The 21,122-nt window shown below is 55.3% G+C and carries 17 protein-coding genes; 14 read left to right on the forward strand and 3 right to left on the reverse strand.

Annotated features, from left to right (window positions below; genetic code table 11):
- Positions 1 to 3: 3 nt before the first annotated feature.
- From BJF95_RS22125 to BJF95_RS22140, 4 genes are all read left to right on the forward strand, one after another.
- Complete coding sequence (locus BJF95_RS22125; protein WP_075641679.1) at positions 4 to 1,188, forward strand: ABC transporter substrate-binding protein; 1,185 nt, start codon at positions 4 to 6, stop codon at positions 1,186 to 1,188.
- Between the two features lie 358 nt (positions 1,189 to 1,546).
- Entirely contained in the window at positions 1,547 to 2,740 is a 1,194-nt protein-coding gene (gene repA, locus BJF95_RS22130) for a plasmid partitioning protein RepA (RefSeq protein ID WP_075641680.1), read from the forward strand.
- 4 nt (positions 2,741 to 2,744) lie between these two features.
- Complete coding sequence (gene repB, locus BJF95_RS22135; RefSeq protein ID WP_075641681.1) at positions 2,745 to 3,746, forward strand: plasmid partitioning protein RepB; 1,002 nt, start codon at positions 2,745 to 2,747, stop codon at positions 3,744 to 3,746.
- A 534-nt stretch (positions 3,747 to 4,280) separates the two neighbouring features.
- On the forward strand, positions 4,281 to 4,583 hold the full coding sequence (locus tag BJF95_RS22140) for an alkylphosphonate utilization protein (RefSeq protein ID WP_075641714.1): 303 nt from the start codon (positions 4,281 to 4,283) through the stop codon (positions 4,581 to 4,583).
- 195 nt (positions 4,584 to 4,778) lie between these two features.
- Here the strand turns inward: BJF95_RS22140 and BJF95_RS22145 are convergent, their stop codons facing one another.
- Genes BJF95_RS22145 through BJF95_RS22155 form a run of 3 tightly spaced genes read right to left on the reverse strand, consistent with a single transcriptional unit; the run spans position 4,779 to position 9,965 of the window.
- Positions 4,779 to 7,823, reverse strand: a complete 3,045-nt coding sequence (locus BJF95_RS22145; RefSeq protein WP_075641682.1) for an efflux RND transporter permease subunit — start codon at positions 7,821 to 7,823, stop codon at positions 4,779 to 4,781.
- The gene (locus BJF95_RS22150) at positions 7,820 to 8,923 is read right to left on the reverse strand and encodes an efflux RND transporter periplasmic adaptor subunit (protein ID WP_075641683.1); all 1,104 of its coding nucleotides are present in this window, start codon (positions 8,921 to 8,923) and stop codon (positions 7,820 to 7,822) included. Before BJF95_RS22150 ends, BJF95_RS22145 begins: the two co-directional genes overlap by 4 nt.
- A 1-nt stretch (position 8,924) precedes the next feature.
- The gene (locus tag BJF95_RS22155) at positions 8,925 to 9,965 is read right to left on the reverse strand and encodes an efflux RND transporter periplasmic adaptor subunit (protein WP_075641684.1); all 1,041 of its coding nucleotides are present in this window, start codon (positions 9,963 to 9,965) and stop codon (positions 8,925 to 8,927) included.
- Between the two features lie 396 nt (positions 9,966 to 10,361).
- Between BJF95_RS22155 and BJF95_RS22160 the strand changes: the two genes are divergently transcribed.
- The 10 genes from BJF95_RS22160 to BJF95_RS22205 all read left to right on the forward strand — a co-directional run bounded on the left by BJF95_RS22160 (position 10,362) and on the right by BJF95_RS22205 (position 21,034).
- Positions 10,362 to 10,958 (forward strand): TetR/AcrR family transcriptional regulator, encoded by a 597-nt coding sequence (locus BJF95_RS22160; protein ID WP_075641685.1) that lies wholly within the window; start codon positions 10,362 to 10,364, stop codon positions 10,956 to 10,958.
- A 141-nt stretch (positions 10,959 to 11,099) separates the two neighbouring features.
- The gene (locus tag BJF95_RS22165) at positions 11,100 to 11,618 is read left to right on the forward strand and encodes a DsrE family protein (RefSeq protein ID WP_075641686.1); all 519 of its coding nucleotides are present in this window, start codon (positions 11,100 to 11,102) and stop codon (positions 11,616 to 11,618) included.
- Between the two features lie 143 nt (positions 11,619 to 11,761).
- The gene (locus BJF95_RS22170) at positions 11,762 to 12,343 is read left to right on the forward strand and encodes a TlpA family protein disulfide reductase (protein ID WP_075641687.1); all 582 of its coding nucleotides are present in this window, start codon (positions 11,762 to 11,764) and stop codon (positions 12,341 to 12,343) included.
- Positions 12,344 to 12,437: 94 nt separating this feature from the next.
- Positions 12,438 to 13,340: a LysR family transcriptional regulator gene (locus tag BJF95_RS22175; protein ID WP_075641688.1), complete on the forward strand. Its 903-nt coding sequence runs from the start codon at positions 12,438 to 12,440 to the stop codon at positions 13,338 to 13,340.
- Positions 13,341 to 13,606: 266 nt separating this feature from the next.
- Positions 13,607 to 14,602: a Bug family tripartite tricarboxylate transporter substrate binding protein gene (locus BJF95_RS22180; RefSeq protein ID WP_075641689.1), complete on the forward strand. Its 996-nt coding sequence runs from the start codon at positions 13,607 to 13,609 to the stop codon at positions 14,600 to 14,602.
- A gap of 252 nt (positions 14,603 to 14,854) precedes the next feature.
- Positions 14,855 to 15,376, forward strand: a complete 522-nt coding sequence (locus BJF95_RS22185; protein WP_075641690.1) for a tripartite tricarboxylate transporter TctB family protein — start codon at positions 14,855 to 14,857, stop codon at positions 15,374 to 15,376.
- A 5-nt stretch (positions 15,377 to 15,381) separates the two neighbouring features.
- The gene (locus tag BJF95_RS22190; protein ID WP_075641691.1) at positions 15,382 to 16,905 is read left to right on the forward strand and encodes a tripartite tricarboxylate transporter permease; all 1,524 of its coding nucleotides are present in this window, start codon (positions 15,382 to 15,384) and stop codon (positions 16,903 to 16,905) included.
- A gap of 3 nt (positions 16,906 to 16,908) precedes the next feature.
- On the forward strand, positions 16,909 to 17,748 hold the full coding sequence (locus tag BJF95_RS22195; protein ID WP_075641692.1) for a shikimate dehydrogenase family protein: 840 nt from the start codon (positions 16,909 to 16,911) through the stop codon (positions 17,746 to 17,748).
- A gap of 15 nt (positions 17,749 to 17,763) precedes the next feature.
- Positions 17,764 to 19,659 (forward strand): bifunctional sugar phosphate isomerase/epimerase/4-hydroxyphenylpyruvate dioxygenase family protein, encoded by a 1,896-nt coding sequence (locus tag BJF95_RS22200; RefSeq protein WP_075641693.1) that lies wholly within the window; start codon positions 17,764 to 17,766, stop codon positions 19,657 to 19,659.
- A 256-nt stretch (positions 19,660 to 19,915) separates the two neighbouring features.
- Positions 19,916 to 21,034, forward strand: a complete 1,119-nt coding sequence (locus tag BJF95_RS22205) for a polysaccharide biosynthesis/export family protein (RefSeq protein ID WP_075641694.1) — start codon at positions 19,916 to 19,918, stop codon at positions 21,032 to 21,034.
- Positions 21,035 to 21,122 lie beyond the last annotated feature (88 nt).

Raw genomic sequence — 21,122 nt, forward strand, 5'->3', positions numbered from 1 at the left:
ACGGTGATCAAACCAGCCATCACACTCTTTGCCCCCCTGCTCTTGGCAACCCTGCTGTCGTGTCTTGTCGCGCCTGTATCACCCTCCTACGCCACGGATCAGGTGCCGCCGCAGACTTCTGCGCCCGCGCAGCATCGCATCACTGTCACCGACATTTCGGGACGGCAGGTCTCACTGAATGTTCCCGTCCATCGCATGTTGCTGGGCGAAGGACGCCAACTGTATCTGGTGGCATCGTTGGAATCCAAAGATCCGCTCTCCTTTCTGGCTGGATGGAAAAATGATCTGATCGAAGCCGATCCTGCCACCTATGCGCAATATCTGGCAAAATTTCCAAAACTTGCCGATCTGCCTACCTTTGGCGGCAAGGAAAGCGGCCTGATCGATCTTGAATCCGCCATTGTGCAAAAGCCCGATGTGGTGCTGCTCAACTTAGAAACCCAACGCGCCACGGCCGAGACCGCCTATATTGAAAAGCTCGCCTCCCTTGGCATTCCGGTTCTGTATATCGATTTTCGCCACCAGCCCTTGAAAAACACCGAGCCAACCATCCGCCTGCTGGGCGAAATCATGGGCCGGGAAAGCCGCGCTGACGAGATTATCGCCTTTCGCAAAAAAGCACTGGCGCAGGTGACGGATGTTATTGCCCAGAAAAAACCCGCCCGCCCCAACGTGTTTGTTGAACGCATTGGTGGTTATACCGATGATTGCTGCCTCACCTTTGGCAATGAAAATTTTGGCCGCTATGTTGAAATCGCCGGTGGACACAATATCGGCGGTGATTTTCTGCCCGGAACCTTTGGCCAGTTGAACCCTGAACAGGTGATTGCCACGGATCCAGATCAGGTGATTGTCACCAGCGCCAATTGGCAGGCTTACGTGCCGGGCGGCCACTGGATTCCCCTCGGGCCGGGAGCCGATATGAAAGAGGCGGAAAAAAAGCTGGAATGGTTCACCACACGAAAAGCCTACAGTGGCACCAAGGCGCTCAAAACCCGCAGCTTTCATGGCATTTGGCACCAGTTCTACAATAGCCCGTATGAATTTATCGCCATCCAGCAGATCGCCAAGTGGCTTCATCCAGACCTGTTTGCCAATCTCGATCCCGATGAAACCTTTCGCGAATATCACCGCCTGTTTCTGCCGATCGATTATAAGCCGGGCTACAGCGTAAGCCTCACACACTAAGCCATATCCGCAAGAAGACTGCACCGCCGCCAATTTCCCGGAAATTGGCGGCGGTTTTCATAAAAAAAAAGGGCCTCCAAACGTTTCCGTTGTGGAAGCCCTTCTCATAACCTTAAGCACCCAACGAATCGCATTTTCGCGAATCATAGTCAAGAATCACTGCGGAAAAAATCCGCTGTTTTTATAAATAACAGGCGTCGTCCGCGGACGACAGCTTGATATCGCCAAGGCTCACGTTTCATAGGCCCGCAAAATTCATAGTTAAATGTTTGTAAATTGGTAACGAATCTGCGCATAGTGTAATTGCGCAGTTAGGGCGTTTTTTCCAAAAAATGCGCAGTTACCCCGAGGTTTTCAAATGCAGCCGAGCCCAATCATCCACGATCCACAAGAGCATCTGCCAACCGTGCTCTCCACGGATGCGCAGGAGCTGTCCTATCAGCTCCAGCAGCATCAGGCGAAAATTTTCCCACCGCAAGCGAGAAAGTCGCTACGCGCCTTTTCACCGGCGGAAGCTGCGGCCTTTATCGGCATTGGCGAGGGTTATTTGCGCCAAGTGGCAGCCGATGGCCACGGGCCAGAGCCCTTGGCCAATGGCCGCAGGCTCTACACCGCACAGGATATGGACCATATCCGTCGGGTGCTGGACGAGCGCAACGGCGCGCCAAAATACGTGCCGCACCGCCGCGACGGCGAAAAGCTGCAAGTCATCTCTGTCATGAACTTCAAGGGCGGTTCCGGCAAAACCACAACGTCTGCCCACCTAGCCCAATATCTCGCGCTCAAGGGTTATCGCGTCCTTGCCATCGATCTCGATCCGCAGGCGTCGCTCTCGGCGCTGTTTGGTCACCAGCCTGAAATTGATGTGGGTGAGGGTGAAACCCTGTATGGGGCGATCCGCTATGACGCCCCTCGCCCGATTGCTGAAATTGTCCGCGCCACCTACACGCCCAATCTTCATCTCATTCCCGGCAATCTCGAGCTGATGGAATTTGAGCATGAAACACCAAAAGCGATGATGGCTGGCAAGGCGGAATCGATGTTCTTTGCTCGCATTGGCGAAGCCTTGACCGAGATTGAAAGTTTCTACGATGTGGTGGTGGTGGATTGCCCACCGCAGCTTGGCTTTTTGACCATGTCAGCCTTGTGTGCGGCCACCTCGGTGCTGATCACCGTGCATCCGCAAATGCTCGACGTGATGTCGATGTCGCAGTTTTTGACCATGACCAGCGAGCTGATGTCGGTGGTGGAAAAGGCCGGCGGCCGAACAAGCTATGATTGGATGCGCTATCTGGTCACCCGGTTTGAACCCAATGACGGACCGCAGAGCCAGATGACCGGCTTCATGCGGGCCATTTTTGGCAACCGCATGCTCAACAATGCCATGGTCAAATCCACCGCTGTTGCCGATGCGGGCGTGACCAAACAGACACTTTACGAGGTCGATCGCGCCCAGTTTACCCGTGGCACCTATGACCGCGCCATGGAATCCCTCGCGCTGGTCAATGGCGAGGTCGATACATTGATCCGCAACACCTGGGGGAGGAGATAAATAAATGGCCCGTAAAAACCTGATCGGCATTTCAGACTCATCCATGCCCCGACATGAAACCCCTGCTCTGAACGAGCGCCCCATTGCGGGCCTTGTGCCGCAAACGCGCAGCTCTTCACCCGTGGGCGGCATTACCAAAACGCTTGGCAGCATTACCCAAAAAATGGAACGTGCTGGCGATCTTGAACGCCAGCTTGCCGAAGGCAAAATGGTGATCGAGATCGATCCGGCCTTGATCGACGCATCTTTCATCTCCGACCGCATGGAAATGGATGGCGTTGAGCTGGCAGCGCTGGCCTCGCAGATTGCCGAGCATGGGCAGCAGGTGCCTATCCTTGTGCGCCCTCACGCAACAGCCAAGGGGCGCTATCAGGTGGCCTACGGCCATCGGCGTCTGGCCGCCGTCAAACAACTCGGCATCAAGATCCGTGCCGTGGTGCGCGAACTCAGTGATGAGCAATTGGTGGTCAGCCAAGGTCAGGAAAACAACGCCCGCGCCAATCTCTCCTATATTGAGCGTTGCCTGTTTGCCCGCCGTCTGGAAGAGCGCGACTTCAGCCGCGCCACCATTATGGCTGCCCTCAATGTCGATAAGCAGGCGCTGTCGAAAATGCTGATCATCATGCGTCAGATGTCACTGGCGCTGGTGCAATTGATTGGCCCTGCCCCCGATGTGGGTCGCCGTCGCTGGATGGAGCTTGCAAGCCATGTGGAAAATGCCGATGTTGAGGCACTCATTGGCGCGCTGTCGTCCGCGGACGACTATCAAACCCTGTCCAGCAATGACCGGTTTCAGCGCGCCCTTGATTTGGTCACAACGCAAAAGCAAAAGCCGCGTGCCACAACACCAGACATTCAAACCAGTGCCCTGCCCGTGACCATCAAAAAAACAGCAACCCGCAGCACCTTTGTTTTTGATAGCAAAGCCGAGCCAGGGTTTGACGACTTTGTCCATCAACGGCTGGCTGATCTCTATGCCGAGTTCAAAGGCAAACCCACCGCATAAGTCGATCGATCGCATCCTTTGACAACAATATCAACGGATGCTGCGCCGTGCGTTCTTTGAGACGCACGGCGCTTTCGTTTCAAGGACGCTCATCCCCAAAAGAAATTCCGCTAAAGCAGGTCTGTGCCATGGACACGGGCAGGGCGACAGGTCTATTGGCTATCGGGCAGCGCGTGATATAGATAGCAGGCGCTGCAGTGCTGACAGCATAATTCCTTCAATCTCGCTCGATTGAAAGCGAGAATTGTGCCGCAGATGACCCGTTTGCGCCATTGATCACGGCGGGGCTTAGAGTTTGTCAGGGAAAAGTGGAATCCGGTTTTCCCGAATAGACAAACGAAATCAAAAGAACGATGAGTCTGTCTGGTTCAATCTGAACCTGACAGACTCTAAGGGGCGCTACTGCACAATTTCCTCAATCGCACCCGATTGAGAGAGACAATTATGCAGCAGATTTCAACTTTGTCGCATTGGCTTGCGCGGCTTCAAAACCGCACAAGCCGGTGAGAAAACGCATTAACGATGGGGGCTGGCATGACAGACCAGAATGATGATTACGTATATGATGAAGCAAGCGGCGAATGGCTGCCTGCATCCGAGGTTGCGAGCGCAAAGGCAAAGGCGTCAGAAGTGCGCGATGCCTCCGGCAATTTGCTGGTCGACGGCGATTCTGTAACCCTGATCAAGGATTTGAAAGTGAAGGGTGCCGGCCAAACCCTGAAACAGGGCACGGTCATTAAATCGATCCGCCTGACCGAAAACCCGGAAGAGATTGATTGCCGCCACGACGCCATCAAGGGATTGGTGCTGCGCACCGAATTCGTTCGCAAGCGTTAAGTCTTTATGGGGAAGGGGGGAAGCACGGGGTACGCAAAACCCGGCTTTTTCCAAAAGGTAAACTCACTCAAGGAAGCTGACTGGTTCCATATGAACCTGACAGTCTCCAGATACAAACAAGGCCGCGCATGGGATGCGCGGCCTTGTTGTTTGGTGAAGCCGGACGAGTGCTGCCCGGCGGCCTTTCTAACAAGCCTATTGCGCCTCACGCGGAATGCGGAACCAGGCCACATAAAGAGCTGGCAAAAACAGCAGGGTCAGAATGGTGCCCACCACAATGCCACCCATCATGGCATAGGCCATTGGTCCCCAGAACACTTCACGGGCAATGGGAATAAGCCCAAGCGTAGCAGCCGCCGCCGTCAGCATAATGGGCCGCATGCGGTGCTCTGTCGCCTCGATCACCGCCTTGTAAGCCGGAACACCTTCACTGCGCAATTGCTCGATCTGGATGATCAGGATCACCGAGTTTCGGATCAAGATACCAATCAGCGCCAGCACGCCGAGAATGGCAACAAAACCCATGGGCGCGCGGCTGAGCACCAGTGCCGCCACAACCCCAACCAATGCCAAAGGCGCAACAGAGAACACCAGAAACAAACGATGGAAGCTCTGCAGCTGGATCATCAGCAGGGTTGCCATCACAAACAGCATCACAGGCACGACCTTGATGATCGGCGCTTGCGATTCCTCGCTTTGCTCAACCGCACCGCCCACCTTGACATCATAGCCGAGCGGCAACGATTTGGTGAACGTGTCGACCTTGTCTTTCAGCTCGTTGACAACAGTGGCTGGCTGCTTGTCGCCCACCACGCCCGCCTTGACGGTAATAGTTGGAATGCGGTTGCGCGTTGAAATGCTTGGCTGTTCGAGCTGGTAGTGGAATGTCGCCACGGAAGACAGCGGAATGGATTTTCCCGATCCATTGGGGATCTGCAAGGTCAGCAGCTTGTCAATGGATGAGCGATCCGCATTGTCGGCACGGCCCACGACATTGACCAGATAAATGCCATCGCGCACCTGGGTCACCGTTGTGCCCTGCACCACACTGTTGAGAAGATTGGCAATGTCCTGGGTGGACACACCCAGTTCACGTGCCTTGTCTTGCAACACATCCAGCTTGACCACGCGTGCAGGCTCATTCCAATCCAGAACAATGCTGGTGAGCGATGGATCGCTCCCCATCACGGTGGCCAGCTTCAAAGCCTGATCGCGTACAATGGTGGCATCCGGGCCGGACAGGCGATATTGCACCGGCTTGCCGACGGGCGGGCCAATATCGAGCAATTTCACATAGGCATCCGTACCGGGGAAAGTCTCCTTCAGATAGGCCTGAAGCTTGGGCCGCAAGCGGTCGCGGGCTTCGAGATCTTTCGACAGGATCACGGTCTGGCCGAAAGAAGGGGAGGGGTCTTGCACATCATAGGAGAGAATGAAGCGCGGAGCACCTTGCCCAACATAGGTCGACCAATGATCAATATCGGCATTGCCGGCCAGTTGCTCTTGCTCGAATTTTGACATCTGTTTGCTGGTTTCAGCAATCGAGCTGTTTTGTGGCAGGTTCCAGTCGACGATCAATTCGGGACGGTCGGAACTGGGGAAGAACTGCTGCTGAACCAGCGACAGCCCGGCAATGGAGAGAGCAAAAATACCAATCGTCACGGCAATGGTCACCCAGCGAAACCGCATGCAAGCCACCAACATGCTTGAGAAGCTCCGGGCAACCCAGCCTTGATGCTCGTGGTGCTTGGCAATGGTTTTGGGCAGAAGTGCCACGCCAATCAGCGGCGTGAACACCACGGCAACCACCCAGGATGTCACCAGCGACACGGCCAGCACCACAAACAGCGTGAAGGTAAATTCACCGGCGCTGCTGTCGTTAAAGGCAATGGGCAGGAAGCTGGCAACAGTGACCATGGTGCCGGTCAGCATCGGAAAGGCAGTGGAGGTATACACGTGGGTTGCCGCCTTGCGCAGGGTATCGCCTGCCTCCAGCCGCGCCACCATCATTTCCACAGCAATCATCGCATCATCCACCAGCAGGCCCAGTGCAATAATCAGCGCGCCCAGCGAAATACGCTGCAGCGAAATGCCGGAATATTGCATCACCATAAATGTAATGGCCAACACCAGCGGAATGGAAATCGCCACAACAAGGCCGGCACGAAAGCCAAGGCTGACAAAGCTGATCACAAGAACAATGGCGATGGCTTCAAACAGTGCACGGGTGAAACCAGACACGGCTTCTTCCACCACGACCGGCTGATCAGCAACATGGGCAACTGAAACGCCAACCGGCAATTCGGTCGAGATCTTGCTGATTTCCTCTTCAAGCGCCTTGCCAAAGACCAGCAGATTGGCACCCGGCTTCATGCCGATTTCAAGACCAATGGCCGGTTTGCCATTATAGCGAAACAAGGCCGTTGGCGGATCAACATAGCCACGGCGGATATCGGCAACATCGCTCAAGCGGAAGAAGCGATCATTGACCCGCAGGTTCACATCCCGCAGGCTTTGCTCAGATTTGAAATTGCCGCCAACGCGCAAGGCAATGGCCTCAGGCCCGGCCTGCATGATACCGGATTGCGTCACAGCATTTTGCGCCTGCAAGGTAGACACCACGGCGGATTGATCCAGCCCAAGGGCTGCCAGTTTCTGGGTCGAGAACTCCAGATAGATCACTTCATCCTGAGCACCAATCACATCGACCTTGCCGACATTAGGAATGCCCAACACTTTGGTTCTGGCGTTTTCGACAATGTCGCGCAATTCCCGCTGGGTCAGACCATCCGAGGTGAAGGCAAAGATGTTGCCGTACACATCGCCGAACTGATCGTTGAAAAACGGACCTTGAACACCAGAGGGGAAATCACTGCTGATATCGCGGATCATGTTGCGCACGCGCAGCCATGCCGGAGTGACATCCTTGGCCTTGGTCGTTGGCAGCAGATTGACAAAGACCGTGGTTTTGCCAGCCTGGGTCACGCTTCGCGTATAATCAAGCGATGGCAGTTCCTGCAGCTTTTTCTCGATGCGGTCGGCAACCTGCTGGGTCACCTCCTCGGCAGAGGCACCGGGCCACTGCGCTTGAATAACCATGGTTTTGATGGTGAAAGAGGGGTCTTCTTCGCGCCCCAACTGGGTATAGGCAAACAGGCCCGCCACCGAAAAGGCGATCATGAAATAGAGGACGAGAGAGCGGTGCTCGAGCGCCCAATCTGAGAGATTGAATTTCTTCACGTGCGGCGCTCCTGTCCAAGCCGAATGTTCTGTCCATCCTGAAGTTCGTCCACGCCAGCGGCGACAATTTTATCCCCGCGCGAAACACCTGAGAGGATGCGCATGTGCGAGGAATTGGCAAATTTCGGATCGGTTTTGACTGCAGTCAAATGCACCTGTTTTCCGTCGGGATCGATGCGCCAGACGAAGTCTTTGCCATCCCGGTGCAAAAGGGCAGAAGTGGGCAGCATAATCACTTCAAGGCCGTCATCGGTGGAAAAGCGCACCGTGACCACAGAGCCAAGCCGGAAGGCGGCAGGTGCCGTATCGATTGCGATTTTAAGCCGGTGGGTGCGGGTGGTGGCATCCGCCTCAGGGGCCACTTCGCGCAATATTCCGCGTGCTGTCACATGCGGATCCAGCTGCAACTCCACATTAATTTCCGGCGTGGCGCGAACGGCAGGCAGCAGTGCTTCCGGCACATCCACCACCGCATCGCGCTGATCCAGACGGGCAAGGGTCAGCATGGTCTGCCCGGATGCCACCGTCTGGCCAACGTTTCCAAGTGTTGAAGTGATAGCTCCATCAAAATCGGCTTTCAGCAAGGCATAGCCAAGCTGTTCGCGCGCTTTGTCGAGACTGGATTGGGATTTATCCACCGAAGCCTGCGCCGAGATCAGCCCTTGCTGGGCCAGTTCCAGATCGGCCTGGCTGACACTGTTGCTGGCCGCCAGCGTCTCTTTGCGCTTTTCGGTTATGCGGGCATTTTCCAACTGGGCCTGAGCCGAGTTCAAATCAGCCTGCGCACTGCGCACCGCCAATTGCAGCGCCAGCGGATCAATTTCCATCAGCACGGCACCTTGCTTGACGACATCGCCAACCTGCACGTTTCGCGCCGTCACGCGCCCCAGCGTGCGAAAGGCCAGATCGGTCTTGATCCGTGGTTCCACGGTCCCTGCAAAATTTAAAAGCCCGGCATGCTCCGCCTTGGCTTCCACCCACAACACCGGGCGGACCTCTGCTGCTGCAGCGCCGCCTTCCGCAAATGCCGGAGTAAGGGACGAGAACACCATCAGGCCAGCCACAAGGCCGCGTGATAGTCCTGTGCGAAATAGCGTCATATCAGCGCCCTTTCCAATCGAGAACTTGATCCGGGCGCACCAGCTTTACGCCGTCCGTCACCACGAGATCGCCGGTCTTCAAACCATCGCTGACAATAAAGTCACCCAGGCGGTACAGGGCAATTTTAACCGGCCGCAATGTTGCTTTTTTGCTGTTTGGATCCACCACCCACACGGCAGGCGCGCCGTTGTCTGATGAGATCGCACTCCATGGCAGCGTGATCCCGGTTTTTGCCGGAGCACGAAAAGCACCAATCACGGGGGTACCAAGCGCCCAATCTGTGTCGTCCGGCAGTTTCAGTTTGACATGGATCGTGCCGGTCTTTGCATCAATCACCGGCGCGGTTTCGCGAATACTCGCCGTGACCTTGCGGTTCGGATTGCTGATGGAGGACACCACCACGTCTTTCGAAGGCTCACCTTCGAGGAAGAAAGCCTCATAGACATCGAAAACAGCGTCTCTTGGTCCATCATGGGCAATGGTCAAGGCGGCTTGGGCGGCCGTTACCACGGCACCAATTTCCACATTGCGCGCCGTGATGATGCCATCAGAATCGGCCTTGAGGCTGGTGTAGGACAATGCGTCGCGCGCCGTCGCCAATTGCGCCTCGGCAGATTGCAGCGAGCCTTGCGCAGTGGCCAGATCCTGTTGAGCCTGATCCAGCACCTGTTGCGCAATGGCATGGGCTGAGATCAAAGCCTGATAGCGGTCAAACGCCAGATTTTTCTGTTTCAGATCGGCCTGCGCCGACCGCAACGAGGCTTCGGCAATGGCAACATCCGACAGCTGCTCGCTGTTGTCCAGCTGCATCAGCACATCGCCCTTGTGCACATGGCTGCCGACATCCACATTGCGGGAAATGATCTTGCCGCCAACGCGGAAGCCGAGATCGGTTTGAATACGGGCGTCCACTTCGCCGGATATATCGGCAACGGGTTGGTACTCGCCAAGAGTGGCGGCCTCCACCCGAACCGGCTGGCCCGAGGAAGCCGCTTGCGTCTTCGGCTCGCCGCATCCTGCCAAAGCAAGACCAATGACCATCAATGCGGCGACGGCGCGGGTGGCCGGTGGCCCATGGGGCCGCCGTTGGCACCCTCGTCCTTGGGCTGTTTTCAGCCTCATTGATCGGGATAGAAAGCACATCATCGTATGGGTGTCCCGCTGGAGTCGTGGTTGATATCTTTTGCAACAATTTGACGCAACGAGGGTGGATTGAAGCACATCCCTCTGTCGCGAATTCTGATCAAGAAGCTTGGCATAGGTTATATTTCGGTTTGATGAAGAACGCCGTTTTCCACGGTCACACCCGTCGGTGCCCGTGGTCTGTAAAAGTCCAAGCGACAATCAACACCTGTTGACATCAAAAGTCAACAGGTGTTGATTGCCTCCCAAGCAGGCCTATGGTAAGGGCCTCTCCAACAAGGCGGGACAATCATCATGGTATTGCCACACACTTCCGAAAAACCGCAGGAGCCGACGCGTGACCGCATCCTGCATCACGCGCTCATGCGGTTTTCCAACCAGTCCTATGATCGGACGGGCTTGCGCGAAATTGCAACCGATGCGGGCGTTGATGTCGCCTTGGTGCATAGAAGCTTCGGATCGAAAGAAAAACTGTTTGCCGAATGTGTGCGTGCATCCATCGCCCTGGGGGGCCTGACCAAGACAGGCCCGGGCGCGCTGGATGAATTTTTTGCCGACGCCATCAAGCCACGCGAGGAGGGGGAATGGCAACCGATTGACATCGTGGTTCATTCCTTTTCCAGCGAAGATGCCGCCCGTGTTTTGCGCGAGGTTGCCATGGAACTGGTCATCGATCCGCTGGTCAAAGCCTCGCCCCATGGATCACCCGTAAAAATTGCATTATCGACCTCTCTCTTGTTCGGCTTTGCCATTATGCGCGACATCATTGGCGTTGAAGTGCTGAAGGCTGCTGATGAGGACGAGCTTGCAAAATTGCTTGGCCGCGCCAAGGACGCCTTAAACCGCGACGATGCGCCATCCGAGGAAAACAACAGCGGGCAAATCCAGTAGCCGGTGGCAAACGGTCGACACAGTACCTATCTGACGCCAGAGCTTATCCGAGAAAAGTGGGAACCGGTTTTCGGATAAATCCGACGCGAAAACAAAAACTTAGAGCCTGATCCAACATCTGATTGACGGGAATTTTTCACCATGAATGACATTCAATTGCCTCTTCCTCAGCCTGCATCACGTCGCCGTTGGCGCTCTGTCTTTGCAGCCTTTGCCCTGTTTGCGACGGTATTGAACTTTGGTGCGTGGACCTATGCTCCGCAGGCTGTGGCCGCTGAAGTTGCGACCAAAAAATCGCATCATGTGGTGCTTTTGATTGATAGCGATGAGGAGAAGGTCATGCGCCACGCCATTGCCTATATCGTCAATCTGTCACGCGCTTATTCTGAAAAAGACGAACCGCTTTCCATTGAAGTGGTTGCCAACGGCTCCGGCATCAAACTGTTTCGGGCCGATACTTCACCCTTTTTGAAAGAGCTGACTGCTTTGCGGGGGGCCTATGCCGATGTGACCTACAGCATGTGTGGATCGTCACACGCCCTGGCCGAACAGCGCGAAAACAAATCCATTCCGGTGATGGATGGGGCCAGACTTGTTCCTTTCGGCATCAGCCGGGTTGTCGAGCTGCAAGAGCAGGGATGGACCCTCATTCAGGGTTAAAAATCAAGAAAGTCCCGCGTTACAGCGCCGTGCGCCATATTTGGCGCACAAAAATTCGCTGTAGCTCTCTCCTGTGTGAGAAAAAGGGATGGCGTTTCTGCGCACGCGCGTTCAAACATGAATTTTCAGTATAAAGAGAACCAATGACACTATTACGTCGAGATTTTCTGGGTGGCCTTGCGGGCTTTGGCCTTTTGTCTGATCGGGCGCTTGCGGCAAGCACGCAGGATTATCCTCCGGTTTTTGAGACGGTGCGTTCGCAATACACCCTGCTGGAACCCGTCTTGCCGCTGGCTCCCGTCATACTTGCAGATCGCACTGGCAAACCGAAGATCCTGGCCCCAGTGCCCGGACGGGTGATGCTGGTGAATATCTGGGCAACGTGGTGCGCCGCCTGCATCACCGAAATGCCATTGCTGGAAAAACTGCACAAGGAATTGGGCGACAAGATCACGATTGCGGCCGTTTCCACCGACCGGATCTCGCAAGAACGGGTGAATGACTGGCTGAAAACCAACGCCATCAGCTCCCTGCCGGTCTTCCTCGATCCGGATGGCAAGGCAGCAAGCTCAGCCCCCAACAGCAAGGCACCTTTGCGCGCCGATAAAATGCCGACAACCTATCTGATTACCACGGATGGCCAGATTGCCGGCTACATCTCGGGTGCCGTTGATTGGCTCACGCCCGAGGGCAGACGTCTTTTGGCCTATTATGGCGTGAAATAGGCTTTTCAATCGCAGATTTGCGCGCATTACTGCATCATTCCTTCAATCGATTCTGATTTCAGGAATTACGCAGTAGAACGGGCTGTCGCACCATATGTCGATCACACTGAGACAGATTGAAGTTATCCGCGCCGTGATGGTGGCGGGCACCATTGCCGGTGCTGCCCGCCTGATGAATGTGGCCCAGCCGGGGGTGAGCCGCACCATCAAGCACATTGAAAGCTCTATTGGGCTGAAGCTGTTTGTGCGCAAAGCCGGGCGCTATGTGCCCACCACAGAAGCACGCGATGTGTTTTTGCAAATCGAGGAAGTGCATCGCAAGATCGATCACCTGCAATATTCCATCGCCCATCTGGAGCGGGGCAGGGGGATGGAGCTTGCCTTGGGCTCAGTGCCCAGCATTGCCAATGTGATGGTGCCGCAGGCCATTGATGGCCTGTTGCGCATCTATCCTGAACTGAACATCAATTTTGAAATCCTCAAAATCGAAGAGGCGATTGATTATCTGCTGTTGGGCCGTGGCGAAGTGGTTGCCATGAGCTATCGGCTGGATCACCCCTCCATCATCTTTCAGCCACTGGCCCGTGGCCATCTGGTGTGCATTGCAGCGCGCGACCATCCCATTGCCGAGCGAAAAACCATCTCGGCGCGCGACATTATCCGCTATCCCTTGATCGGTATTGATCCGAATGATCCCTATGGGGCCATCATGGCCAGCATTTTTGCCCGCGAAAAGCTGGAGTATCAGATTGCCATCAAAGCGCGGTTTGGCACGACAGTCTGTACCCTCGTGAAGCGCAATCTCGGCATTGCCGTGCTGGATGCCTTCACGGTGGCCGATATGCCTCCGGATTCCATCGCCATTATCCCGATTGAAGAAGAGACCTCGTTTCAGACCTATATTGCCTATCGCGCCGATGGCGCACTTTCGAGCTACGCGGAACGTTTTGTCAAAATCCTGCAAAAGGAAATGGAGACGGCGATGGCCAAGCGCTGAGGTAAAACATAACATGATGTTATGATCCACTGATAAATTGGTATTTGCGGTATGGACATAAAACTGCAAAACTTCAAACCGAGCTGCAAACTGCAGCAAAAATGGGTGCGAAGGAGGTTTCGCACGGGTATAGGAGCATAGCCTGATGAGCATCTTGTGATGCTGATCACGGACGCTATGGACAATTTAATGATGTGAATGATTGCCCGCCATTGATCTTTCGGAATGCGTGGGCATGGACAGTCGAATGAATGGGGAGGAAACTTATGTTCAAAACAATCCTGGGGGCTGCGGCCCTCACGCTGGTATCCACATTTGCGCAAGCCGCAGATTATCCGCAGCAAGATCTTCAAGGCGTGATCCAGTGGGGCGCAGGCGGCAGCACCGATCTGGTGATGCGCTCGGTATCGCCGCATGTCGAGAAAATCCTCGGCCGCAGCATTGTCATGACCAACAAGACCGGCGGCGTTGGCGTGATTGCCACCCAGTTCGTCGCAACCCAGCCTGCGGATGGCTATACCCTGCTGATGGGTGCTGAAAACCCGGAGCTTTACAAGGTCATGGGCCTGTCAAAGCTGGATTACAACGATTTCTATCCGGTAGACATTCTGGCCCGTGGTATTCCCGTGCTGGTGGCCAACAAGGATGCACCTTACAACACAATCAAGGAATTGGTTGAATATGTGCAGGCTCATCCCGGCACCGTCAAGATGGGCTCTACCGGCCCCGGCGGTCTGCCATCGGTTGTTGGTGCCATGCTGTCCAGCAAGATCAAGAATTTCAAGGTCACGTCCGTGCCGTTTGACGGTGACGGCCCCGCGCTGACGGCCATGCAAGGTGGTGCGGTGGACTTCATGCCCGCCGTTCTCGGCGCTGCTGTTGAGCAGGTCAAAGCCGGTCGCATCAAGATTCTCGGCATTTTCGACAAGGAAGCCAACGCGGTTTTGCCCGATGCCAAGCCAATCGTTGCCGACTATCCTGAATTTGCCGAAATGCTGCCTTGGGGGCCTTTCTTTGGCGTCTTTGTGAAAAAAGACACGCCAGACGCCATCAAGACCAAGCTGGTTGACGCCTTCAAAAAGGGCGCAGAACATGCCGATTTTCAAAAGCTGTTGAAAGACCGCGGCTATGTTTCGATGAATATTTCCGGCGATGAAGCCACCAGCTTCCTCAAGAAATGGCAATCGACCACAGCCTGGGTTGTTTACGACAATGGCATGGGTAAAAAGTCGCCAGAAGAGTTTGGTATTCCCAAGCCTTGATGCGCAGAGAAGCAAAGCCGGTGCAAACCGGCTTTGCTTGCCAATTTGCACGTCACACGATCAATGATAACGTCTTTCTCCAGGTTGAAGACCAGACATGATCGGGCGCACCCATTGTGCGGCACCTTGCCTTCGGTCTACAGCACTGTTCGCCCATATGGCGCACAAAGGACGCTCTGACACTTTTAATCTGCTGCATCATCTTCAATCCACGCCGATGTGAGGAATGATGCAGTAAGGGAGCATTCTCACATGTCCACACCCCAAACCACAAGGCGCCCCGGCGAACTGGTGTTTACCATCTTGCTGTTGGCAGCCAGCACCTTCATGCTCTGGCAGGCCTATGCCATTTCCGGTTTTGAATCGTTAAGCTCGGCCGGTGCTTTTCCCATGGCCATGACGGCCATCATGGTCGGCTCGATTGCCTATGTGCTGGCCAAGCTTTTTCGGCGGGCGGCACCCGCCCATCTGGTGTTGCGCTTGAAAACAGAAATCATGCCGCGCACGGTCGTGGTGTTCAGCGTTATCATTGTGGCCTATTCGCTGGTGTTGGAAACGCTGGGGTTTGTGATCGCGTCCTTTGTTTTCCTGCTGGTCTCGATCTGGTTTCTGGAAGGCGGGCGCTTTAAACGCGCCCTGTTGTTTTCGGTTGTGTCGATCGTCTGCGTCTACATTGTCTTCCGCTTGATCTTTCAGGTCGTGCTGCCCGAAGGGCTTATTCCTGAGCGGGAAATTATCGCAGCTATTCAAGACCTTCTGGCCGGGAGACATTGATCGCCATGGACGCACTGACCTATCTTTTCAGCACCTGGGTGCAGCCTGAACTTCTGGCATTGACCGCCATTGGCACGTTTGCCGGCATTTACATTGGTGCCATTCCCGGCCTGTCGGTCACCATGGCCGTCTCGATCCTGATTTCGTTTACCTTCAGCTGGGATGTGAACCACGCGCTTGCGCTGATGAACGGCATTTTCATGGGCGGCGTTTATGGAGGGTCGCGCACCGCCATCTTGCTCAACATTCCCGGCGCACCTGCCGCCATTGCCACAGCCCTTGATGGCTATCCCATGGCCAAAAAAGGCGAGGCGGGCAGCGCCATTGGCCTCTCCACCGTCATGTCCTTTATCGGCGGTTTTGTTGGCATTGTGGTTTTGGCCATTGCCGCCCCGGCCATCAGCGAATTCGCCATTAAATTTCAGCCGCGCGACTATATGCTGATTGCCATGATGGGCATTTTGCTGGTCAGCGCGCTCTCGGGCGAAAGCCTCGCCAAGGGCATTTTTGCCGGTGCTTTGGGCATGTTGCTGGGCACGGTTGGCCTTGACCCCATGACCGCCGAGCAGCGCTTCACCTTTGATTCCGTCTCCCTGATGAACGGCATTTCGCCCATCGCCCTGATGATTGGCATGTTCGGTGTCTCGGAAGCGCTGTTGCAGCTTCATCATTTGAAAACCGAGGCTGTGAAGCAGAAAATCGACCGCATTATTCCCATGTGGAGTGATGTGAAAAAATACCTGCCACTGAGCATGCAAACCTCGGCGATTGGCGTGATCATCGGTGCCTTGCCGGGCACCGGTGGCGATATTGCCGCTCTGATGGCCTATGACCACGCCAAGCGCGTGACCAAAAACCCGGAAGTGCCGTTTGGCGAAGGCGCAAAAGAAGGCCTGATTGCGCCGGAAAGCGCCAACAATGCCGCTGTGGGTGGTGCCTATATTCCCATGCTGACGTTGGGTATTCCGGGCGATGCGGTGACGGCGATCATCATTGGTGCGCTGTTTATCCATGGTCTCAATCCCGGCCCGCTGCTGCTGATCGAAAAGCCGGACATGTTCTGGTTTACCGTTGGCAATCTGACTTTGGCCAATTTCTTCATGCTGATCTTTGGTCTGACCGGCATTCGCCTGTTCACCAAAATTGTTGAATGCCCGAAGGCGCTGTTGTTTCCGCTCATCCTGCTTTTGAGCGTTGTTGGCTCCTATTCGATCAACAATTCCATCTCCGATGTGTGGTGGATGCTGGGCTTTGGTATTTTCGGCTATTTCATGAAGCTCTATGGCTATCAGGTTGGCCCGGTCATTCTCGGCGTTATTCTGAGCCGTTTGATGGATGATAACTGGCGCCGCTCGATCATTTCCGAGCAGGGCAGTGTGTCCGGACTGGTGCACGGCATTGTCACCAGCCCACTCTCGCTGGTGCTGTTGTTGATGATCATCTTCATTGTTGGCACCCAGACCCCCTGGTGGAAGGCCGCCTTTGACAAAAAAGACAGCGCGGCAAAAGCTGTGCAGAAAGAAGGGTAATCCATGTCTGGAACGACAATCAGACTTGGCCTGATCGGCGACAATATCGCCGCATCACAATCGCCACGCCTGCATGAGCTGGCAGGCCGCCTCTGCGGTCTGGACGTCAGCTATGAGCGGGTGGTGCCGCCACAGCGCGGCGAAGATTTTGAAACCACGTTTCAGTGGTGCCGCGATCAGGGTTTCACGGGTCTGAACATTACTTACCCTTACAAGGAACGGGTCGTGCCGCTGTTGCAGGTGCCGGATGCTGCCATTAAAGCGGTGGGTGCCTGCAACACGGTGGTGTTTAAAACCAACCCACCCAGCGGCTCTAATACCGATTTCACCGGCTTTGTTGGGGCTTTCCAGCAAAGCTTTGGCACCGATACCAAGCCCGGTGTTGTTGCCATGGTGGGTGCGGGCGGTGTTGGCAAGGCGGTTGGCTTTGGTTTGGCACAACTCGGCTGCTCGCATCTTCGCCTGTTTGATCGTGACACAGCAAAGGCCGAAGGCTTGGCGAAAGCGCTGTTGGCAGGTGCCGCCACCATGCGTGTGGATGTGGCATCCACCGTTGAAGAGGCCACAAGCGGCGCAGACGGCCTGGTCAATTGCACACCGCTTGGCATGGAAGGCTATCCCGGCTCAAGCGTGCCGGAGCCGTTGATGCTTGGCAAAAAATGGGCGTTTGATGCGGTCTACACGCCGGTGAACACGCAGTTTTTGCAAGGCTGCACAAAAGCGGGCCTTGCCATTTTGAGCGGCTATGAGCTGTTTTTCCACCAGGGTGTTGATGCCTTTCGGATCTTCACCGGCCAAGATGTCGATCAAACACGTCTGCGTCAGGAATTATCCAACCCGTGAGAGAGGGCCTAAGCCATGCGCACGTCCATCGCCACAGTGTCCATCAGCGGAGAATTTCCGGAAAAACTCAGCGCCATTGCCAAGGCGGGGTTTTCCGGCGTTGAGATCTTTGAAAACGACTTTCTGGCCTATGATGCATCGCCTGCCGATGTTGGGCGCATGGTGCGCGATCACGGGCTGGACATTACGCTTTTCCAGCCGTTTCGCGATTTTGAAGGCATGCCGGAGCCGCATCGCGCCCGCGTGTTTGATCGGGTCGAGCGCAAATTTGACCTGATGGGCGAGCTTGGAACCGATCTCATGCTGATCTGCTCGAGCATCTCGCCCATTGCACTCGGCGGCATTGATCGCGCCGCCGCTGATTTTGCCGAACTTGGCGAGCGCGCCGCCAAGCGTGGTTTGCGCGTTGGCTATGAAGCGCTGGCCTGGGGTCGGCATGTGCACGATCATCGCGATGCCTGGGAAGTGGTGCGCCGCGCCAATCATGCCAATATCGGCCTCATTCTGGATTCCTTTCACACCCTGTCACGCAAGATCGATCCCAATTCCATCCGCTCCATTCCCGGCGACAAGATTTTCATTGTGCAACTGGCCGACGCGCCCTTGATCGATATGGATCTGCTCTACTGGAGCCGCCATTTTCGCAATATGCCGGGGGAGGGGGAGCTTCCGGTGGTCGAGTTCATGCGCGCCGTTGCCGCCACCGGCTATAATGGTCCGCTGTCACTTGAGATTTTCAACGATCAGTTTCGCGGCGGCTCGGCCCGCGCCATTGCCGAGGATGGTCATCGCTCGTTGATTTACCTGATGGATCAGGTGGTGCGGCAGGAGCCGGATATTAAAATTCCCGTCCCCACCATGCCGGAGCGGATCAAAGCCAAAGATGTCAGCTTTGTCGAATTTACCGCAAGTCCGGATGAGCAGGCCGATCTTGCCGCCCTCTTGCACACGCTGGGCTTTGAGCATACGGCCCGGCATACATTGCGCAATGTTGATCTCTATCAGCAAGGCGATATCCGCCTGATCATCAACACGGAAGAGGAGGGCTTTGCCAATTCCTCCTATTCTGTCCACGGCACCAATGCCTATGCCTTTGGTATCCAGGTGGATGATGCAAAAGCGGCGATAGCGCGTGCCCATGCGCTGGGGGCGGCAACCTTTGCAGAGCCACGATACCCCGATGAAGTGCTCATTCCGGCGATTGAAGGCGTGGGCAGCGGCGTCATCTATTTTCTGGATGAGACGCCAGAGCTGGCGTCGGTGTGGCAAAGCGAATTTGAACCTTTATCATCAGACCCAACACCTGTCGGTGTCGGCCTCAAACGCTTTGACCATCTGGCGCAAACCACCCGCTATGATGAAATGCCAACATGGCTGTTGTTCTACAGCGCGATTTTCAACGTTAACCGCACACCCATGGTCGATGTGGTAGACCCCGGCGGATTGGTGCGCAGCCAGGCCATTGAAAGCGTGGAGCAAGGCCGTTTCCGACTGACCATGAATGGCGCCGAAAACCGCAAGACGTTCGCGGGTAAGTTTCTAGCCGAAGGCTTTGGGTCCGGCATTCAGCATCTGGCTTTCACCACCGACGATATTTTTGCGACCGCGAATGCCCTGAAAGAGCGGGGCTTTCAGGCTCTACCGATTTCCCGCAATTATTACGATGACCTTGAAGCACGATTTGGCCTCGATCCTGATTTTGCCGATACGCTGCGCGACAACGGCATTCTCTATGATCGCGATGACAAGGGTGAGTATTTCCAGATCTATAGCCGAACCTATGGCGAGGGGCTTTTCTTTGAAATTGTCGAGCGCCGTGGCCAATATGCCGGCTATGGTGCCCCCAATGCGCCGTTTCGCATCGCGGCACAACGGCGCCTTTCACGCCCCGATGGCTTGCCCAAAGGCTGAAATCTACCGACCAACCATGGCACACGCGGGTCTTGTGCCATGAGTTTTGGGCCTTGCATCGCCTCATTGCCGCTCAACAGGGTCGGCTCATTTGCAATCCACAGCCACAATTGAGCGTCGTGGGTTGTAATATCGCAACATGTCGCAATTCAAACACATTCTGTGGGCGTTTTTGCGTTTTTACAATTGTCAGAATTCTGTCCGCTGCTATCAATATCAAAATATATATATACGATTCTTTTTTCGGGGATTTTGCATGAAGAAGATTGTGCCAGTGCTGATGATAGCGCTGTTGAGCGGTTGCGCAAAACCATCCGATGGTCCGAGTGCAGGCAGCATCCGTTCAGCAACATTTCCACACAGCGCTGACAGGATTCCTGTTATTGAGCTTGCCAATGCACCGGCAGCAACGGCGGCCAATTCAACGGTGTTGACAAATTCCTCCGACAAGGGGCTGGCAGGCCTTCGCGGTGGATCGTTCAATCAGCAAAGGCTGCGCCCTGGTGATGTCATTGATGTCACGGTTCTTGATACGGGCGAGGATGGTCTGTTTTCCTCAACGCAGAGCAAAACCTTGAATCTGGGCCGTTTCACGGTTGATCAAAGCGGCAATGTAACGATGCCCTTTGTGGGCAAGCAGCGGGTGACCGATTCCACCCCCGAAGGTCTGCAATCGCGCATCGTGGCAGGCTTGAAAGGATCATCTGTCAATCCTCAGGCCGTTGTCACGGTTGTTGATAAGCCAACAAGTGCTGTTGTGGTGTCTGGTGGGGTGAAGAACCCCGGCAAATTCCCGATTACCGCCCGGCGCGAACGCGTTCTGGATATTATTTCGGAAGCAGGCGGTGCGTCTGCGGCAGCACCGGCTGCGATGGTCACTGTTGTGCGCGGAAATCAGCGCGCCAGCGCCATGCTCAGCCGCATCATGAATGACGAGAAGCAAAATATCCGCCTTGCGCCTGGCGATCAGGTGATGGTGGATGATGACACTGTGAGCTTTACGGCATTGGGTGCCTTCAAGAGCACCGGCGAGTTTCAATTTGAACCGGGCAAGCTCACTCTGGCGCAGGCGCTGGGTCGTTCCGGCGGCTTGGCCGATGACCGCGCCGATGCACGCAATGTGTATATCTTCCGCAACCAGATTGTTCAGGCCCCGGCCACCACGTCTGGCACCCCATCCATCACCACCAAGCCGGTCATCTATCATATCAACATGAAAGATGCCGCCAGCATCATGTTGATGCAAATGTTCCAGATGCAAAAGGGCGACGTGATTTACGCAACAACCGCAAGCACGGTTGATGCCGCCAAGCTTTTCACCATCTATGACAAACCCTCTATCGGCTCCGTCGCCCCAGCCCCCGGCTCGAAATAATCTTGAGTTTGTCGGGTTCGGAGTACACGCCGCAAACATCTGCATGCGTGGCTTACCCCTTCTGCCTTGCCAGGCATCTCCCCCTCAA

Source organism: Rhizobium oryziradicis (assembly GCF_001939045.1).
GTDB classification, from domain to species: Bacteria; Pseudomonadota; Alphaproteobacteria; order Rhizobiales; family Rhizobiaceae; genus Allorhizobium; species Allorhizobium oryziradicis.

Excerpts from the sequence above, each read along its gene's own strand:
- BJF95_RS22160 (WP_075641685.1), top strand. The coding sequence starts at position 10,362 with ATGGTATTGCCACACACTTCCGAAAAACCGCAGGAGCCGACGCGTGAC.
- BJF95_RS22140 (WP_075641714.1), top strand. The coding sequence starts at position 4,281 with ATGACAGACCAGAATGATGATTACGTATATGATGAAGCAAGCGGCGAA.
- repB (WP_075641681.1), top strand. The coding sequence starts at position 2,745 with ATGGCCCGTAAAAACCTGATCGGCATTTCAGACTCATCCATGCCCCGA.
- BJF95_RS22170 (WP_075641687.1), top strand. The coding sequence starts at position 11,762 with ATGACACTATTACGTCGAGATTTTCTGGGTGGCCTTGCGGGCTTTGGC.
- BJF95_RS22200 (WP_075641693.1), top strand. The coding sequence starts at position 17,764 with ATGCGCACGTCCATCGCCACAGTGTCCATCAGCGGAGAATTTCCGGAA.
- BJF95_RS22175 (WP_075641688.1), top strand. The coding sequence starts at position 12,438 with ATGTCGATCACACTGAGACAGATTGAAGTTATCCGCGCCGTGATGGTG.
- BJF95_RS22180 (WP_075641689.1), top strand. The coding sequence starts at position 13,607 with ATGTTCAAAACAATCCTGGGGGCTGCGGCCCTCACGCTGGTATCCACA.
- BJF95_RS22165 (WP_075641686.1), top strand. The coding sequence starts at position 11,100 with ATGAATGACATTCAATTGCCTCTTCCTCAGCCTGCATCACGTCGCCGT.
- BJF95_RS22150 (WP_075641683.1), bottom strand. The coding sequence starts at position 8,923 with ATGACGCTATTTCGCACAGGACTATCACGCGGCCTTGTGGCTGGCCTG.
- BJF95_RS22155 (WP_075641684.1), bottom strand. The coding sequence starts at position 9,965 with ATGGTCATTGGTCTTGCTTTGGCAGGATGCGGCGAGCCGAAGACGCAA.
- BJF95_RS22195 (WP_075641692.1), top strand. The coding sequence starts at position 16,909 with ATGTCTGGAACGACAATCAGACTTGGCCTGATCGGCGACAATATCGCC.
- repA (WP_075641680.1), top strand. The coding sequence starts at position 1,547 with ATGCAGCCGAGCCCAATCATCCACGATCCACAAGAGCATCTGCCAACC.
- BJF95_RS22190 (WP_075641691.1), top strand. The coding sequence starts at position 15,382 with ATGGACGCACTGACCTATCTTTTCAGCACCTGGGTGCAGCCTGAACTT.
- BJF95_RS22185 (WP_075641690.1), top strand. The coding sequence starts at position 14,855 with ATGTCCACACCCCAAACCACAAGGCGCCCCGGCGAACTGGTGTTTACC.
- BJF95_RS22205 (WP_075641694.1), top strand. The coding sequence starts at position 19,916 with ATGAAGAAGATTGTGCCAGTGCTGATGATAGCGCTGTTGAGCGGTTGC.